The following is a 16,317-nucleotide window of genomic DNA, read 5'->3' as shown; positions in this document are numbered from 1 at the left end:
ATTGCTCGCTGGCGGGGCGAGGACGGACGGGCGTGGGCCGCGAAGCGGACCACCGACCCGACGATGGTGGCCCTCGCCGCGGTAATCGGCTGCATCGAGGCCGACATGGGCAAGGACTCGTGGCGGAACCGGCCCTCCGGGGCGGGGGAGCACCTGACCGCGCTGATCGGCTGGGGATACACCCCCGCCGACGTCGAACGGCTCCTGACCGACGACGGCAAGTAGCCGTAGCGGGTGGTGGGTCCGGTCCTCGGGCAGGGCCCACCACTGGGGGTGACGCAGGCATGCTTTCAGAGAGTGCCGATCCAGAACGAGATCGGAACGTCCGGAACCCAGCTGTCAGGGTGGGGACCAGTCTCTTGACTTGTCCCCCATGGGGGGATCAAATCGCCGAGGAAGGCAAGCCGCAAGAATTCTTCCGTGTTTGCAGCCGACTCGGGTCTCGGAAGGTATTCGTACTGGTAAGCGCGACCAATAAATGAGTTGCCAGTAGCGAACCGGTCGTGTTGGAAAAAGATGATAAGATTGCCGGTTTCATCGAACCCTATGTCACAGCCGCGAAAACCTTCCGAAGGCAGCTGCAGCTCGGTTTCGATATGACGAAGCGAATCCCTCCACCTTTGAATTCTCTCTCCCCTTTGACCGGCGGGGTCAGTAGACACCGCCAGCTCCTCCAACGACATAAGACGGTTCGGTGTCGATGACAAACTCAGTGCCGTCGGAGTAGGGAGTGGCTACCGGCAACTGGTAGCCCGGGGGCCGGACTGCGGGATACTTCGGCCTCACTGCGTCCACGCTTGGACCGGCCGAAGTTGGAGCACCGAACTCGTCAAGCGGTTCGTCGGGCAGGGTCACGGCAGGCGCAGCTTCTGTAGTAGTAGGAGCGGCCGAGATGTCGGGGGTCGGTTCAAGCGCGGGATCTCCGCCTGCAGGGTTCGATACCTTGCTCGTGGCCCTTTGCGCTGTGTTGACCCAATCTGGGCACTTAGTCCTGCTCGGATCTCCGTAATCACAGTACATAGTGAAAAGGCCAGCGGGACTGGATGTTTGGTAACCCTTTACGTTCACGGCGCGGTTCAGAATTACGACAGCGCGCACCTTTTGCTCTAGATAGACCCTTTTAGTCCTGACATCTCGGATTTGAAGCCACACGTACTTGACGTACGTTCCCGCATCAACTTTGTCGATCGAAGACGAACCTGTCAAGACGGTGGATATGGTCGACCTGTTCCACAGATCATGGTGCCAAAAAATCTTATCGAAACCGAATCCCGACTTACTCACCGAATCCCAATACCCACGGCGTACCGGTATGTCTCCCTTTGGCGTGTGTGCCCACCAAAGAATCTGATTGTACGGATAGTACCTGGGTGGCATCGCTGCCACACTTGCGGATGTGTTAGTGCCTACCAGCGCCAGTGACGATAGTGCCACCGCGACGACTAAAGTCATCAGCTTTCTCAAAGCCAAACCCCCCAATGCAAGTGGCGACAGCAGTGTCGCCGCATCAAGCTAACGCCGGATCAGGTGAAGGGCAACTATGGATAGGCAACCTAAATACAAGTTTCACCCGCTGATTGGTAACCCCTTCGTTCTGACGCTCCGACACGGCGGCCGACCGCTGGGAATCGGTCCTCGCTGCGCTCGGGCTGATCAGCCGCCGCCGCCGGCCTCCGCAAGCTCCGGACCGCCGTCGGTGCCCCCTTGTTTTCCGGCTGTCCTTCGGATCATCGCGGCCGCTCCAAGCAGTTCAACCCCCTCCTTCGTGGGGGCCGGCTCCACCGAGATTCTGCCGAAGCGCTCCAGCGTCGCTTATATCGCCGGCAGATTCTCTCCTCCGCCGCCCTGCGGGTTGACCGCTTTCCGTCGGCCGTAGCTCGCATGCTCGCCAGCCGGAAAAACACGTGGGGGAGAGGGACGCGGCTGGTTCCGTCCCAGCCCCGACTCGCCAAAGGGGCACGACATGACCAAGCGCATCACCATCCGCACCCAGGCCGACCTCCTCGCCCTGATGGAACTGACCGCCGGGCGGCGCCCGCCCGGCTCACTGCTCGTCCAGGGGATGACCCGCAACGGGGCCGAGGTGGGTCCGACCCTGCGGCTGGATCTGCCCCAGCACGTCGAGGGGCGGTGCGGTCGAGCAGGAGCCGCACCGGGCCGAGCCGGAATAACAGCAGGCCGGGCGAATCGAATCGGGCGGTCGCACTGGCCGTGCTGCGGTTCGACGGCGGGAACGAACTGATCATCCACTCGATGAAGGCCCGGCGGAAGTACATCGAGCTTCTTCTGGAGTGACCGGCGACGCCGTTTCCATCACGCCATACCACCCGCCGATAATCGGCATTATGTCAATTACTTGCCCAGATTGTGCCTCGGCGTCCAAGGCGACTGCATAACGCACGGTCAGCGAGACGCCCTGACGAGAGAGGGACCTCTCCTCGCCGTGACACGCCGCAGCAACCGACCTCGGAGAACCGTGCCGCGTGGAATTCAAGATCGACGGCCTGCGTGTGGAACGTGAGCGCTGAACGTCGCAGGCGTCCGCTTCGAGCGCCGCGCGCCGGTGAGGTCATTCCCGAGCCGGCCGCACAAGCGGCCCTCGTGCGTGACAGGGATGACTCGGTTCGTGGCAAGGAGCGGTGAGAAAGGTCACGCACGGCCCGACTGAATGTGAGCTTAACCCACTTAGACAGCCGGGTGCTCACGTGATTGCATATTAAACCCCGTTATTTCAAGGAGTCCGGTAAGTCGTCAAGCGCGAGGGAGGCGGTCCTGTCGGTGGCGATAACGAAACGTGCAATGGCGATTGGTTCATAGCCGTTCATGCCCTTACGGAAGATCACGTCGTCGAGCATCAGCAGTGCCCAATACCCGCCTCGGTTCATCATGACCACGACATCGCCAGGCTCCGTCATTTCGACGCGATTAGACATAGGCAGGGCGGCGAGATCGGTCAGGCGCTCGGGCCTTTGAACGGCTGATTTCACTAGCCCGATATTTCCGATATAGTCGTTTAAGTGTCGGACTTGCTTCGGTCCGTCTTTGCCGTTTATGTGGCTATAGGGGTAGTCCAAGCACAAGGTAAAGCTGGAGTCGTCACCGCCAAGGGTGAACCGGCCAGAGTTCTCGCTCAGGTTCAGTTCTACCAAGCCGCTTGATCGGCCGTCGCGCCACCGGGTGGGGTCGTTGCGGATCATCGCGCGCGCCTGTGCCTCGGTTGCGCCAACAAAAGGATTCGGCCCAAGCTGCGGGGCGGCCTCAATTGGTACTCCGTGAAGGTCCCGCAGGAGGTGCTCATATGCGGTTTCGTGGTCATCCCTGAAATCGAGCCAAATCCTGCCAGCCAGATAAGTAGGTAGAACGGGTTCCGCCGCCACCGTCCCGGAGTCTGGTATGACCGGTATGACTCGATTGCCTCCCAAGTCATTATAGACGGTCGACGACACGATGGTCGTCTCCGTGCCGACACCGGATGGTGAGTTTGCCCGGTTGTTTGCCTTCGGCCCATAGTCGTCAGAGAGTATGACAAGCACACGAGCAGAAGTATCCGCGTATCTCTCCATGAATAGGTAAATGTCGTTACCCAGGCTCACATCCCATCTGTCGAGGTGCACATCGACGCCGTTGGCGCGGAGGCGGCGAGCTAAGCTGGTGACCCAGGCGATGTGCTCTTCGGTGGCCCATGAGTAGGAGACGAAGGCAACGGGCGGGTCGGAGTGCTCCGTGGTAGGTGACGCGTCCATAGACACAGCTTGCCTGATGAGGAGCGACTCAGGCCGATCCAGCACCACGGAGCGCGTGTAGTGACTTCAGGACTCTCTTCCGAGCCGTCTCGAAGGCGCTCGCTAGCCAGAACTACATGACTGAACTTGATACAGAGGCTGTCCAGCAGTAGTCCGCTCTTGAGGGTTCGGGGCTGTGAATGGTCGCAAGCCAGTCCCGGCGCGTCGGCGTCACCGGCAGCCCACGGCGATGGCCAGGACAGCACAGTTCTACCGAATTCTCATGTCGCTCAGACGTCCAAGTCGCTCGACCAGCACCGCGAGCGACACGCTCTCGACGGAGTCGAGGTTGACTGCCGAGCGACGCGGGATGGGGTCCTCCCCCGGCTCCAGGACAACCTCGCTCGCGAGCCCACGGATGGTGGTCGTGCACGGGGCGGTCGTTCACGTCGCCGCTGCGGATTCGCGAAAGGAGGCGAGGTCGCCCCATTCTTCCGGTTCGCTCAGGGGGTGCACGTCGTAGGCGGCATAGCTGGCGTCCACCTCGGCCGCGCGGTGCGCGGCGAGGAGGGCAGCCAGCGCCTCGTCCACCAGGGCCGCCTCCGTCGTGCCTGACCGGAGGCGCCGTGCCTCGCCGAGGAGCGCGGAATCGACCGTCGTGCTCAACCGTGTGCGAGCCATGCCATCATCGTGCCACGGTCGGTAGTCGGCGGGGAGGTCATTTCCCTTACGATCGACGATGACACCGGGCGGAATCGTCCGCTGACGATCCCCCGCCGAAGGAGCCCTCCGTGACCGATGGCACGCGCCCGATGGAGAAGACGATCCGGACCGACTTCCACGACGCGATGTCCTACGGGCGCTACCTCGACCTGGACCGCATCCTCGGCGCGCAGCATCCCCAGAGCACGCCCGAGCACCACGACGAACTGCTGTTCATCATCCAGCACCAGACCAGCGAGCTGTGGCTGAAGCTCATCCTGCACGAGCTGCGGGAGGCCCGCCGCCTGATCGACGCCGACGACCTCGGCAAGGCGCTCAAGGGCCTGGCCCGCGTCAAGGCCACCCAGCGGACCCTCACCGAGCAGTGGTCCGTGCTGGGCACGCTCACCCCGCGGGAGTACGCGGAGTTCCGGGATTCGCTGGGCAGTTCGTCCGGCTTCCAGTCGTTCCAGTACCGCGCCGTCGAATTCATCCTCGGCAACAAGAACGCGCGGCTGCTCGAGCTGTTCACCAGCGAGCCGGGCGCGCACGAGTTGCTCTCGACCCTGCTGGGCGAACCGACGCTGTACGACGCGTTCCTCCGCGCGCTCGCCCGCGCCGGATACGCCGTCCCGGCCGACATCCTCGACCGGGACGTCACCCAGCCCTGGGTTCTGCGCGAGGACCTCGTGCCCGTCTTCCGCCGGATCTACGAGTCCCCCGACACCCCGTGGGCGCTGTACCAGGCGTGCGAGGACCTCGTCGACGTCGAAGACAACTTCCAGTTCTGGCGCTTCCGCCATCTCCGGACCGTGCAACGCACCATCGGATTCAAGACCGGCACCGGCGGTTCCTCGGGCGTCGGCTTCCTGCAGCGCGCGCTCGACCTCACCTTCTTCCCCGAGCTCTACGCGGTGCGCACCGAGATCGGCCGCTGACGTGGCCGTTCGCGCCGCGCACAACGCGGAATGTGACGACCGTGGGGGTGGTGCGCCGACCGCGCGACGTGCCTGAGCCGCCTCGATGACGCGCTGCTCCGATGCGAGGGACTCCATCCGCCCACCCTGCCAGGCGTCGCGTGCTCAGCGACGCAGGGCGGCCCACACCTGGCGCTCGGTGTGCACCGCCAGGTCGTGGCGCCGCATGATGCTGCCCGGCCCGTCGACGTCGAGGAGCCGGTCGATCGCCGCGAGATCCGCGGGATCCAGGTCGGCGCCGACGGTCTCGCGCACGCGACGGATCGTGGCGAGGGCGTAGCGCCCGAGGACCTCGTCGCCGCCGGAAGCGACGTTCCCGTCGATGTCCACGGTGACGGCGCGCTCACCGGCGAGCTCGAAGCCGGCCTCGACCAATCGCGGGCCCCAGTCGGACCCGAGGTGCGGCACCCGGTCGGCGTGGGAGCGGGCGGTCACCTCGTGCCAGCGGTCCTCCAGGCCCGGCCGCTCGGCCGGCGCATCCGCGGGCAGGAAGCGAGGGAAGTCAGCGAGCTCGACGAGCGCGAACAGCCCGCCGCGCGTCAGCAGGTCGCGGATGGCGCGGAGCCCGCGGTCCGGGTCGGCGAGGTGGTGGATCGCCGCGGAGGACCAGACGAGGTCAGGCGTGCCGAGGTCCGGCCAGTCGCCGTCCAGGTCCGCCTGCACCGTGCGCACCCGCTCCCCCAGGCCCCGCGCCTCCGCCTTCTCCCGGACGCGCTGCAGGTAGGCGGCGGAGACGTCGACGGCGGTCACGGACGCGTCCGGGAATCGATCGAGCAGCGCGAAGGCGCCGCCGCCCGTTCCGGTGCCGAGGTCGAGGATGCGCCGCGGCGGTGTCGCGACCGGTAACCAGCCGACGACGTCGGTGAGGTAGCCGGTGAGCACGTCGGCGTCCAGGTCGAGCAGCTCGGTGAGGTCGCCGTCGTGCTCGTGCGAGTCATGGGCGTGGTGCTGCTGGTGGACGTGCTGGTGCTGCGGTGAAGTCGTCACCCGTTCACGCTACGGCCCGGACCGCGGGCAGAGCGCCGGATCCGCCGGAACGGCAAGAGGATGCCCGTCCACCGTGCCGGAACGGCAATCGGCGTCGGTCACCCGCCGTCCGGGCCGCGTCGGGCGTCCGCCGTCGCGTCCTGGTGATGGCGCCGCGCTTCGCGATCGAAGATGCCGAGGATCTCGCACGGCCGGCCGGCGGCGCCGATGGCGTGCGGCAGCATGGTGGGGAACTCGGCAGCCTGGTCCGTCTCGACGCGGAACCGCCGGTTGCCGAGCATGAGGACCGCGGTGCCGGAGAGGACGACGAGCCACTCCCGGCCGGGATGCGCCCGCATGGCGGCCGGGTTCTCCGGCGGCGGACCGGTGATGCGCTGCCGGATCACCGTGACGCCGGGCTCGGCGCGGATGGGCCAGCGCTTCTGGTCGCGCGACCGGTCGATCACCGGGCTGATGACGACGTCGTCCGAGGCCGTCTCCACGAGCTGGTCCAGGCTGGTGTCCAGGGCGCGCGCCAGGGTCACGAGGCTGTCGAGCGCGAGGCGGCGCTGACCGTTCTCGATCCGGCTGAGCGTCGACTGGCTCAGCCGCGCCCGGGTCGCCAACTCCTCCAGCGACCAGCCCTGCGCCACCCGGAGCGCGCGGATCCGCTTGCGCACGAGGCCGTCGAGGTCATCATCGTCTTGCTGCATGAGCAAGAGTCTATGCCAACGGAGCATCGACCGGTTAGCGTGACGGTGCCGGTCCGATCGACCGGTTGTTGAGGCTTTCGGAAGGACACCCCATGACGCAGACCAACCCCGTCGACATCATCTCCGACGAGCTGCCCGAGGACACCGTGGACACGGTCGTGATCGGCGGCGGCGCGGCGGGCCTGAACGGCGCGCTGATGCTCGCCCGGTCCCGCCGTTCCGTCGTCGTCGTCGATGCCGGCGACCCGCGCAACGCCCCGGCCGACGCGGTGCACGGAGCGATCGGTCTCGACGGCACACCGCCCGCCGAGCTTCTCCGCCGCGGCCGGGAGGACGTGCGCCGCTACGGCGGCCTCGTGGTCGCCGGGACGGTGGTCGACGCCGCTCCCCTGCCACCGGCGGCCGACGGGGACCTGGGTTTCCGCGTGCGTCTCGCCGACGGTCGTGCCGTCACCGCGCGGCGCCTGCTCGTGGCCACCGGTCTGCGGGATGTGCTGCCGGAGGTGCCGGGCCTGGCCGAGCACTGGGGTCACCACGTGGTTCACTGCCCGTACTGCCACGGGTGGGAGGTCCGCGACGAGACGATCGGCGTCATCGCCACGGGCCCGATGTCCGTCCACCAGGCGCTGCTCTTCCGGCAGCTGACCGACGACGTCGTCTACTTCTCCCGGGGCATCGACCTCGACGACCCCGACCGGGCCCGGCTCGCCGCCCGCGGCGTCCGGGTGGTCGAGGCGCCGGTCAGCGAGGTGCTTCGGGCCGACGACGGCGGCATCGCGGGTGTGCGCCTGGCCGATGGCGACGTCATCGAGCGGCGCGTGCTCGCGGTCGGCACGACGCTGCAGGCCCGGACCGAAGGGCTCGAGGCGCTCGGGCTCGCCACGGAGGAGGTGCCGCCGGGCATCGGCACCCGCTTCGTCTCCGGACTCGCCGGGGCCACCGACGTGCCCGGCGTGTGGGTCGCCGGGAACGCCACCGATCTCACCGCACAGGTGGGGGCGGCCGCTGCGGCGGGAGCGCTCGCGGGCGCCCGGATCAACGCGGATCTCGTGATCGCCGAGGCCGACGCCGCGGTGGTCGCCACCGATACCGTCGGCAGCGTCGCCTGATCGCGATCCGGGCAGCCTCCCGGCCGGGCCGACCGGGCCCCCGGCCGGGCCGACGGGGCCGGGCCGACGGGGGTGGACGGCGGGGCTGGACGGCGGGGCCGCCGAGGGACAGGCTGAACCGGTCGGCCACCGCCGGCACCGTCCGCACCGTCGACCAGGAAGAGGCCGGACCATGAGCGGAGCCAGCGCCCAGACGCAGCGCGTGCAGTACATCAACGCCAACTGGGCCGGCGGGGAGGAGTTCGACCTCCTCGTCGTCACCGAGGACGGCACGCGGCACGTGCTGCCGGTCTCGGCCCCCGCCTTCGCCGCACTGTCCGCCACGATGCGCGAGGGCGTCGTCCACCTGTTCGACGCGGAGGCGAAGACGCTGATCATCGGCAATCTCGTCGGGAACTGGATCCCGCAGGACTGGTCGAAAGCGCAGACCTCCGCGGGGTGACGGCCGGCAGCCGGATCACACCGCCGTGTACCCGCCGTCCACCGCCAGCACCGCGCCCACGACGAACGAGGCCGCGTCCGAGGCGAGGAACGCGATGGCCTCGGCGATCTCCTCCGGCCGGGCGAGCCGCCCGATCGGCTGCCTGGCCACCATCGAGCCGCGCACCGCCTCCGGCAGTCCGGCGACCAGCGGCGTGTCGGCGTAGCCGGGCGCGACGGCGTTGACCCGGATCCCGGACGCCGCGTAGGTCACCGCCGTGGAGCGGGTGAGGTTCGCGACGGCGGCCTTCGCGGCGCAGTATGCGCCGCTGTTCGCCTGGCCGACCGTCCCGAGGATCGAGGACACGTTGACGATCGACCCGCGGCCGGCCTCGACCATGTGCCGCAGCGCGTGCTTGCCGCACAGGGCGACCCCGGTCAGGTCGATGTCGATCACCCGTCGCCACGCCGTCACGTCGAGCGCGTGCAGCGGCGCCTTCGGCTCGGCGATGCCCGCGTTGGCGACGAGGACGTCCACGCCACCGAACGCGCTCGCCGCCGCGTCCATCAGCGCCGCCGTCGACGCCTCGTCCGTCACGTCGGTGCGGACGAAGAGTGCCCGGTGACCCGCCTCGGTGAGCTCGGCCGCCACCGTTCGGGCCGCCTCGGCGACGTCGCCGATCACGACGGCGGCGCCACGCTCGGCGAGCAGGCATGCGGTGGCCCGGCCGATACCCGAGGCGGCTCCCGTGACCACCGCGGTGCGCCCGGCGAAGTCGAGAGCCGGTGCGTTCGTCATCTACGCGTCCTCCCGGAGGTGGTTCCCCGCGGTCTCGCCGCCGTCGATCGCGAGCGAGGCACCGGTCATGAACCGGGACTCGTCGGAGGCCAGGTAGAGAATGAGGTCCGAGATCTCGGTGACGTCCGCGTCCCGGCCCAGCGGGATCTGGCCGAAGCCTCGCTCCAGGTCCGCCGTCAGCGGCGTCCGGACCGACCCGGGGTGCACCGAGTTGACCCGGATCCCGTACGGTCCGAGGTCCAGGGCACTCGTCTTCGTCAGCCCCTGGACGCCCCACTTCGCCGCGGCATACGCCGCCCGGTTCTTGAAGCCGACCAGCCCGGCGATGGAGGAGATGTTGATGATCGAGCCGCCCTCGGCCTTCATCGCCGGGACGGCGGCCTTCATGCCGAGGAAGTTACCGGTCAGGTCGATGTCGATGGTCCGCCGCCACTCGTCCACGTCGGCGTCCTCCACGCTGCCGCGGGTGAAGATGCCCGCGTTGTTCACCAGCACGTCGAGCCGGCCGAACCGGTCGACGGTCGCCGCCACCGCGGCCGTCCAGCTCGCATGGTCGGTGACGTCCAGGGGCACGAACAGCGCGACGTCGTCACCAGCGATAGCGCCGATCTCCGCGGCGAGCGCCCGCCCTTCCTCCTCGAGCAGGTCGCCGATCACCACCCGAGCCCCGTGTGCGGCGAGGACGCGGGCGTGTGACGCCCCCATCCCCCGCGCCGCCCCGGAGATGAGCACGACCTTGCCCTCCACCCGGTCCGCGCTCATCGGGCGCCCCCCTCGGAGACGTCCGCGGCGACCTGCGCTCCGCGACCGGCGGCACTGCCGCCCCGGCGCTCCGCGGCGAGCCGGGCGACGTCCCGGCCGGCCCGGTAGCCGAACACCAGGGCCGCACCGATGTGCGACCCGTACCCCGGGTAGCCGCCGCCGAACACGCTCCGGGCGGCGGCGCCCACGGCGAACAGGCCCGGGATGGGCGCGCCCTCCGCGGTGACGACGACGTTGTCCCGGTCCACCGCAACGCCGGCGAACGTGCCGAGATCGCCCATCTGGATCTTCGCGGCGTAGTAGGGACCCTTGTCGAGTGCGGCCAGGTTCGGATTCGGCCGGTGCTCCAGGTCGCCCCGGAAGTGGTTGTACTCGGTGGAGCCGCGCCCGAACTCGGCGTCGACGCCCTCGACGGCGCCGCGGTTGAAGGTGCCGATGGTCTGCTCGAGCTCGGCCGGGTCCATGCCGAGTTTGCCGGCCAGGTCGGCGAGCGTCTCCCCGCGGACCAGGTAGCCCGTCCGGTAGAAGTAGCCGCGCGGCATGGGCCAGGGCTTCGCGTAGCCGATGCCGTACTTGTGCATGGCCTTCGCGTCGGCGATGACGAACCCGTAGGTGCCGTCCTCGTCGGCGTCGTGCGCGATCATCGTGCCGCCGAAGTCGTGGTAGCTCAGCGCCTCGTTGCCGAACCGCTTTCCGTGCCGGTCGACGGCCACCAGGCCCGGCAGGCCGATGGCCCGCAGATGCGGGAAGAGACGCCGCCGCCCGTCGCGGTACCGGAACACGGTCACGGGCGCCCAGGAGCCGACGGAGGAGACGCCGTCGTCGATGTGCCCGCCGGCGGCCATCGCCATCCGGGCCGCGTCGCCGCCGTGACCCACGGTCGGCGTGAAGTGGTCGTCACCGCCCGCGTCGTGCGGGAAGTACCGGCGACGCAGCTCGGCGTCGCCGGAGAAGCCGCCGGCGGCGAGGATGACGCCGAGCCGGGCCTCGACCCGGCCCGCCCGGTCGCCGCCGAGCACCGCCCCGGTGACCGCGCCGTCGTCGCCCCGGGTGAGGGACTCGACCGGCGTGGACTCCCACAGCCGGACCCCGGCGTCGAGCGCGCTCTTGACCATCAGCGTCATCAGCGCGTTGCCGTTGGACCGGAGCACCGGGCGACGGTAACGGGCGGCGTCGACCCAGGTGCGCAGCAACTTCCGCGCCACGTAGACGAAGGACGTCACCGACTGGTTGACGTGGAAGAACTCGTTGATGTCCGGCCCCACCTGGGGCATGTAGCCGAACACGGTGTAGGAGGACAGGTAGGGCTGCATCAGCAGGCGCTTGTCGCCGAGGATCCGGGCATCGGTGTCCGTCGGGAGGATCGCGCGGCCGCCGAGCCGGGCGCCGGGCAGGTCCATCTGGTAGTCCGGCGCCTTGTCCGGGTAGACGAAGGAGACGTCGGTCTCGCGCTCGAAGAACTCCAGCGCCTCGGGAACATTGTCGAGGAAGTCGGCGACGCCGTCGGCGTTGTAGGTGTCCGGGGCGAGATTCCGCAGGTAGGTCTCGACCGCCTCGCGGGTGTCCCCCGCCTCGGTGCCCGCACGGTTGCCGGGCACCCAGGCCCAGCCGGCGGAGATCGCCGTCGTCCCGCCGACGTACTGCTCCTTCTCGGCGACGATCACACTCAGGCCCTGGCTGGCGGCCTTCAGCGCGGCGGCCATGCCGGCGGCGCCGGAGCCCACGACGAGGACGTCGCAGACGGTGCTCTTCTCGGTGGTCTTTCCGCTCGTGGTTCCGGTGGTGGCGGTTCGTGGTGACATCAGTCGATGACTCCCTGTTGTCGGTGGTGGAAAGGGTCGTGTCGGTCAGCGTCGGGCGGGGGCGCCGAGCTCGTCGATGGGGGTGCGGGCGGTCTCGGGCGAAGCGATGACGGCGATCGCCGCGGCGATCGCGCAGGCGGCCCCGAAGACGGCCACCGGCACCCAGCCGACGGGCCCGCTCGTCATCAGCAGGCCGCCGATGAGCGGGCCGAAGCCGGCGACGACGAGGCCGAGCTGGTTGCCCAGCGCCATGCCCGTGTACCGGACGGGAGCCGCGAACTGCTCGGCGAAGAACCCGGGCCACAGGCCGTTGAAGCCCGAGTACAGGACGGTCATGAACAGGACACTGGCCAGGAACGCCACCAGAAGGCTCCCGGTGCCCAGCGCGCCGAAGTAGAGGAACAGGGCCACCGCGCAGCCGAGCATCGAGGCGATCAGCAGCGGCTTCCGTCCCACCCGGTCCGAGAGCGTGGCGAGGGCGGGCATGGCGAGGATCGACAGGCCGATGGTGACGGCGTTGATGGTCAGGATCGCGCCGCGGTCGAGTCCGCCCTGGGCGGTGGCGTAGGAGAGGCCGAAGACCGTGAAGATCGTCTGCATCACGGAGAAGATCGACATGAAGAGCACGCGGACGACGGCGCCGGGCTGGTGGCGGAGCACCTGACCGAGGGGGAGCTTGCGCACCTCGCCCTCCTCGCGGGCCTCCTCGAAGACGGGCGTCTCGTCGAGCCGGGTCCGTACCCAGTAGGCGATCGCGAGGACGACGACGGAGCACCAGAACGGCACGCGCCAGCCCCACGCCATCAGCTGGTCCTTCGGCAGCGCGGTGATCGGGACGAAGACGAGGGTCGCCAGCACCATGCCGGCCGCATAGCCGGTCATCACGAAGGAGGTGAAGAACGCGCGGCGGCCCTCGGGCGAGTGCTCGAGCGTGAGGGTGGAGGCGCCGGCCGACTCGGCGCCGGCGGAGAACCCCTGGATCAGGCGGCCGAGGGTCAGCAGCACGGGGGCGAGCACGCCGACGGCGTCGTAGGTCGGCAGGAACCCGATGCCGAGCGACGCCAGCCCCATCAGGCACAGGGTCACCAGCAGGACGTTCTTCCGGCCGAGCCGGTCCCCGAAGTGGCCCATCACCATGCCGCCCAGCGGCCGGGCGACGTAGGCGACGCCGAACGTGGCGAAGGCGGCGACCAGGCCGACGGCGGGCGCGTCGGCCGGGAAGAACAGGGCCGGGAACACGAGCGCCGCGGCGGTGCCGTAGATGAAGAAGTCGTAGTACTCGAGCGTCGAGCCGAGGAAGGACGCGAGCGCGGCCTTCCGCGGAGTCTTCGCAGGGATGACGGGGTCCGGTGAGCCGGAGGTCGCCGTCGTTGCGGCGGTCGTTGCGGTGGCGGAGCGGGCGGTGGTGCTCATGAGGCGTCCTCGGGGATCTCGAAGTCGACGGCGAGAATCTGCTCGCTGTTGGGGAGGGAGTACTGCTTGAGCGGTTCGTGCAGCGGATGGGTGTCGTACACCGCGATGTCGTCCACGGAGGCGAAGTCCGCGACGATGGCATAGTCGAAGGCCCGCGCCGAGGCGATGACGTTCGCTCCGTGGGTCAGGGCGAGCAGGCCCGGGACGTGGCCCCGCATCCGGTCCAGGCCGGTGGTCCAGGCCGCGCGCTGCTCGTCCGGGAAGTCGGGCTTGAACCGGAAGAGGACGGTGTGGCGGATCATCGTGCCGCTCCCGCGAGCGCGTCGGCGTCGTCCTGGGCCACCGGCTGCCCGCTGATGGTCCGCCCGGCCAGGTAGCCCATGGTCATGAGCGGGCCGAGGGTGGCGCCCGCGCCGGGGTACCCGGCCGCGTAGGCGCTCTCGGTGGCGTTGCCGACGGCGAACAGGCCGGCGATCGGTGCGCCGTCGACGTCGAGCACCCTGGCCCGCCCGTCGGTGGCGATGCCGCCGCTGGTGCCGAACGCGCCGTTGACCACCTCGAGGGCGTAGAACGGGCCGCGCGCCAGCGGGGCGAGGGACGGGTTGGGCCAGGGGTTCTCCGCGTCGCCCCAGTACCGGTCGTAGGCCGTCTCCCCGCGGTGGAAGTCCGGGTCCTCGCCCCGGGCGGCGTGCTGGTTGAACCGGTCGACGGTGGCGACCAGGGTCTCCGCCGGCACCCCGATGCGCTCGGCGAGCTCCTCGAGGGTGTCCGCCTCGACCAGGTGCGCGGGGGTGGGCTCCCCCGCCCGGTGGGCCAGCAGCCCGTAGGTGTCGAGGTACTGCTGGTCGATGATCACGTGCGCCGGGGTGTTCAGGGTGCGGTTGTTCGGCGAGTCCCAGGACTGCAGGGCGCGAGCCAGGTCGTTGTAGTTCTGCGACTCGTTCGCGAAGCGCCGGCCGTCGCGGTTGACCATGATCGATCCCGGTCCCTGCCGCTCGAACCGGAGCAGCGTGCCGATGGGACGGCCGTCGCGGGTGTCGCCGGTGACGGCCATGGGAGCCCACCAGGCCTCGCGCGTGCCGCGGGTCTGGGCGCCGATCCGCTGCGCCATGCGCAGGCCGTCGCCCTCGTTGGTCGGAGGTGAGCACATCGTGAAGAGGCGGCTGGCGAGCAGCGAGTCGGCCAGTGCCGTGTCCCACTCGAAGCCGCCGGTGCCGATGACGACGGCGTCCGTCGCCAGGAGGCGCTCGCCGGTGTCCAGGACGACGCCGGCGACCCGTCCGCCGTCGACGACGAGCCGCTCGCCGCGGGCCTCGACGGCGACGTGCACGCCCTCCCGCACGGCGGCGGCGAGGAGCATCGTCACCAGCGCCCGGCCCTTGGCGACCATGCCGGTCCGTTCCCGCTCGGCGAGCTCGTCCCAGGGGAACCGGGTGAAGGCGCCCCACCGCTCGTACTCCTGCATGGTGAAGGGGGCGCGCCCGTCGGAGCGCACGTGGGCGGCCAGGCCGCCGAGCAGCGCGTGGCTGTTCACCGGCTGCGGCTCGATGGTGCGGCCGGTCTCGACGGACCCGGGAAGGTCGGTGCGGTAGTCGGGGAACGTCTCCAGGAACTGGAACCGGACACCCAGCTCGTCCTCGGCGAAGCGCAGCATGGCGTCGCCGAACGTGACGGCCGCGTCGACCAGCTCGGCGCGGCCACGGCCGCGCGAGATGGCGGTCACGTAGGCCGAGGCGGCGTCGGTGCTGTCGTCGATGCCGGCCTCGCGGGCGTGGTGGTTGGCGGCGATCCAGAGCATGCCGCCGGAGATCGCGCTCGTGCCGCCGAGCAGGCTCGCCTTCTCCAGCACGACGACGGTCTTGCCGGCGCGCGCCGCGGTCGCCGCGGCGGTCAGAGCGCCGGCGCCGGAGCCGAGGACGAGGACGTCGACGTCGCCGGCGGGTGCTTCGGTCAGGTACTTCATCGAGGACTCTCCTTCGAGCCGGAACGGATGCGCTCCACTGTTCCGGCGGGAGTGTTCTCTGGGTCACACCTTCCCGTTCATCGGGAATCGAGCAGGATCCTCAGGGGCGGCGGACGGCGTCGCCGAGGGGACGATGCCAGCCGAGGGCGCGGGAGATGCCGCGTGAGGCGGTGCGCAGGGCGGTGACGGAGGTGGCGACCGGGCCGCCGTGCCGCGGGATGATGACGCTCAGCCCGGCGACGGCCGTCCCCGCGCGGTCGAAGACGGGGACGGCGACGCCGGTGGACTCCGGCACGATCAAGCCCGGCATCACGCAGTGCCCGGTCCGACGGATCTCGGCGAAGACGCGCCGCAGCTCGGCCGGGTCGGTGATGGTGGTGTCGGTCAGCGCCGGCAGCCGGCGCCGCAGGAACGCCTCCTGCACTTCCGCGGTGGCGAAAGCCGTGAGGACGAGCCCGGTGGACGTGCCGTGAGCGGGCAGCCGGCGCGCCACCTGCGCGATGTTCGTCGTCATCTCGTTGCTGCCGATCCGTTCGATGTAGAGCACGTCGTTCCCGTCCAGCACGCCGAGCGCGGTGTGGTGGCCGACCACGGACTGGACGTCCTCCATGAACGGCAGCGCGGCCTCCCGCAGCCCGAGCACCGGGGAGCCGCGGGAGACCAGTTCCCAGAGCCGATTGCCCAGCCGCAATCGCTGGCCGTGCCGTTCGAGCAGGGACTCGCCCAGCAGGTCCTCCACGATCCGGTAGGTGGTGCTGCTGGGAAGGTCGGCGCGGCGGGCCAGCTCGGCCGCGCTCAGGGAGCGGTGATCGGCGTCGAACGCCTCGATGATGCGCACGAGGCGGTTGACCATGGAATCGCCCGAGGAGGAGTTGGCCATGGTTGCTTCCTTTCATCGCTCGCGCGTGGTGGACGGCCCGGCGACGGTCAGGAGATAGCAGCACAGGTCTCCCGGCGCAGCGCCTCGCC

The 16,317-nt window shown here is 69.5% G+C and carries 16 protein-coding genes; 5 read left to right on the top strand and 11 right to left on the bottom strand.

Features of this window, described 5'->3' with window-relative positions; all coding sequences use genetic code 11:
* Positions 1-63 precede the first annotated feature (63 nt).
* Both IEX22_RS03825 and IEX22_RS03820 read left to right on the top strand, forming a co-directional pair.
* Entirely contained in the window at positions 64-225 is a 162-nt protein-coding gene (locus tag IEX22_RS03825; protein ID WP_188666454.1) for a hypothetical protein, read from the top strand.
* Between the two features lie 1,738 nt (positions 226-1,963).
* Positions 1,964-2,242 (top strand): hypothetical protein, encoded by a 279-nt coding sequence (locus IEX22_RS03820; protein WP_188666452.1) that lies wholly within the window; start codon positions 1,964-1,966, stop codon positions 2,240-2,242.
* Positions 2,243-2,726: 484 nt separating this feature from the next.
* On the opposite strand, the gene IEX22_RS03815 is transcribed toward IEX22_RS03820, so the two are convergent.
* Together IEX22_RS03815 and IEX22_RS03805 are read right to left on the bottom strand one after the other, a co-directional pair.
* The gene (locus tag IEX22_RS03815; protein ID WP_188666450.1) at positions 2,727-3,743 is read right to left on the bottom strand and encodes a toll/interleukin-1 receptor domain-containing protein; all 1,017 of its coding nucleotides are present in this window, start codon (positions 3,741-3,743) and stop codon (positions 2,727-2,729) included.
* Between the two features lie 423 nt (positions 3,744-4,166).
* Positions 4,167-4,403 (bottom strand): type II toxin-antitoxin system VapB family antitoxin, encoded by a 237-nt coding sequence (locus tag IEX22_RS03805; protein ID WP_188666448.1) that lies wholly within the window; start codon positions 4,401-4,403, stop codon positions 4,167-4,169.
* 131 nt (positions 4,404-4,534) lie between these two features.
* Between IEX22_RS03805 and kynA the strand changes: the two genes are divergently transcribed.
* Positions 4,535-5,362 carry a tryptophan 2,3-dioxygenase gene (gene kynA, locus IEX22_RS03800; protein WP_188666614.1) on the top strand — a complete coding sequence of 276 codons (828 nt, stop codon included), beginning with the start codon at positions 4,535-4,537 and terminating at the stop codon, positions 5,360-5,362.
* 144 nt (positions 5,363-5,506) lie between these two features.
* Here kynA and IEX22_RS03795 read toward each other — a convergent pair whose 3' ends face one another.
* Both IEX22_RS03795 and IEX22_RS03790 read right to left on the bottom strand, forming a co-directional pair.
* Positions 5,507-6,388 (bottom strand): class I SAM-dependent methyltransferase, encoded by an 882-nt coding sequence (locus IEX22_RS03795; protein WP_188666446.1) that lies wholly within the window; start codon positions 6,386-6,388, stop codon positions 5,507-5,509.
* A 98-nt stretch (positions 6,389-6,486) separates the two neighbouring features.
* Positions 6,487-7,080: a helix-turn-helix domain-containing protein gene (locus IEX22_RS03790; RefSeq protein WP_188666444.1), complete on the bottom strand. Its 594-nt coding sequence runs from the start codon at positions 7,078-7,080 to the stop codon at positions 6,487-6,489.
* Positions 7,081-7,172: 92 nt separating this feature from the next.
* Between IEX22_RS03790 and IEX22_RS03785 the strand changes: the two genes are divergently transcribed.
* Both IEX22_RS03785 and IEX22_RS03780 read left to right on the top strand, forming a co-directional pair.
* The gene (locus tag IEX22_RS03785; protein ID WP_188666442.1) at positions 7,173-8,189 is read left to right on the top strand and encodes an NAD(P)/FAD-dependent oxidoreductase; all 1,017 of its coding nucleotides are present in this window, start codon (positions 7,173-7,175) and stop codon (positions 8,187-8,189) included.
* 172 nt (positions 8,190-8,361) lie between these two features.
* The gene (locus tag IEX22_RS03780) at positions 8,362-8,631 is read left to right on the top strand and encodes a hypothetical protein (protein ID WP_188666440.1); all 270 of its coding nucleotides are present in this window, start codon (positions 8,362-8,364) and stop codon (positions 8,629-8,631) included.
* A gap of 15 nt (positions 8,632-8,646) precedes the next feature.
* Here the strand turns inward: IEX22_RS03780 and chcB2 are convergent, their stop codons facing one another.
* The 7 genes from chcB2 to IEX22_RS03745 form a co-directional block, all read right to left on the bottom strand.
* Complete coding sequence (chcB2, locus tag IEX22_RS03775) at positions 8,647-9,408, bottom strand: cis-4-hydroxycyclohexanecarboxylate dehydrogenase (protein WP_188666439.1); 762 nt, start codon at positions 9,406-9,408, stop codon at positions 8,647-8,649.
* Positions 9,409-10,170 (bottom strand): trans-4-hydroxycyclohexanecarboxylate dehydrogenase, encoded by a 762-nt coding sequence (gene chcB1 / locus IEX22_RS03770; protein ID WP_188666437.1) that lies wholly within the window; start codon positions 10,168-10,170, stop codon positions 9,409-9,411. It abuts the gene before it with no gap.
* On the bottom strand, positions 10,167-11,972 hold the full coding sequence (gene chcC2 / locus IEX22_RS03765) for a 4-oxocyclohex-2-ene-1-carboxylate 5-dehydrogenase (RefSeq protein WP_188666435.1): 1,806 nt from the start codon (positions 11,970-11,972) through the stop codon (positions 10,167-10,169). The genes chcB1 and chcC2 overlap by 4 nt, the downstream gene beginning before the upstream one ends.
* Before the next feature lie 45 nt (positions 11,973-12,017).
* The gene (locus IEX22_RS03760) at positions 12,018-13,385 is read right to left on the bottom strand and encodes an MFS transporter (RefSeq protein WP_188666433.1); all 1,368 of its coding nucleotides are present in this window, start codon (positions 13,383-13,385) and stop codon (positions 12,018-12,020) included.
* Positions 13,382-13,687 (bottom strand): Dabb family protein, encoded by a 306-nt coding sequence (locus IEX22_RS03755; RefSeq protein ID WP_188666431.1) that lies wholly within the window; start codon positions 13,685-13,687, stop codon positions 13,382-13,384. The genes IEX22_RS03760 and IEX22_RS03755 overlap by 4 nt, the downstream gene beginning before the upstream one ends.
* Complete coding sequence (locus IEX22_RS03750) at positions 13,684-15,348, bottom strand: FAD-dependent oxidoreductase (protein ID WP_188666429.1); 1,665 nt, start codon at positions 15,346-15,348, stop codon at positions 13,684-13,686. Before IEX22_RS03750 ends, IEX22_RS03755 begins: the two co-directional genes overlap by 4 nt.
* 100 nt (positions 15,349-15,448) lie before the next feature.
* Entirely contained in the window at positions 15,449-16,228 is a 780-nt protein-coding gene (locus tag IEX22_RS03745; RefSeq protein WP_188666427.1) for an IclR family transcriptional regulator, read from the bottom strand.
* Between the last annotated feature and the right edge of the window lie 89 nt (positions 16,229-16,317).

Source organism: Tersicoccus solisilvae (assembly GCF_014643255.1).
GTDB lineage: Bacteria > Actinomycetota > Actinomycetes > Actinomycetales > Micrococcaceae > Tersicoccus > Tersicoccus solisilvae.
The sequence above is the reverse complement of the archived record's forward strand: the minus strand, read 5'-3'. Positions and strand labels throughout refer to the sequence as shown.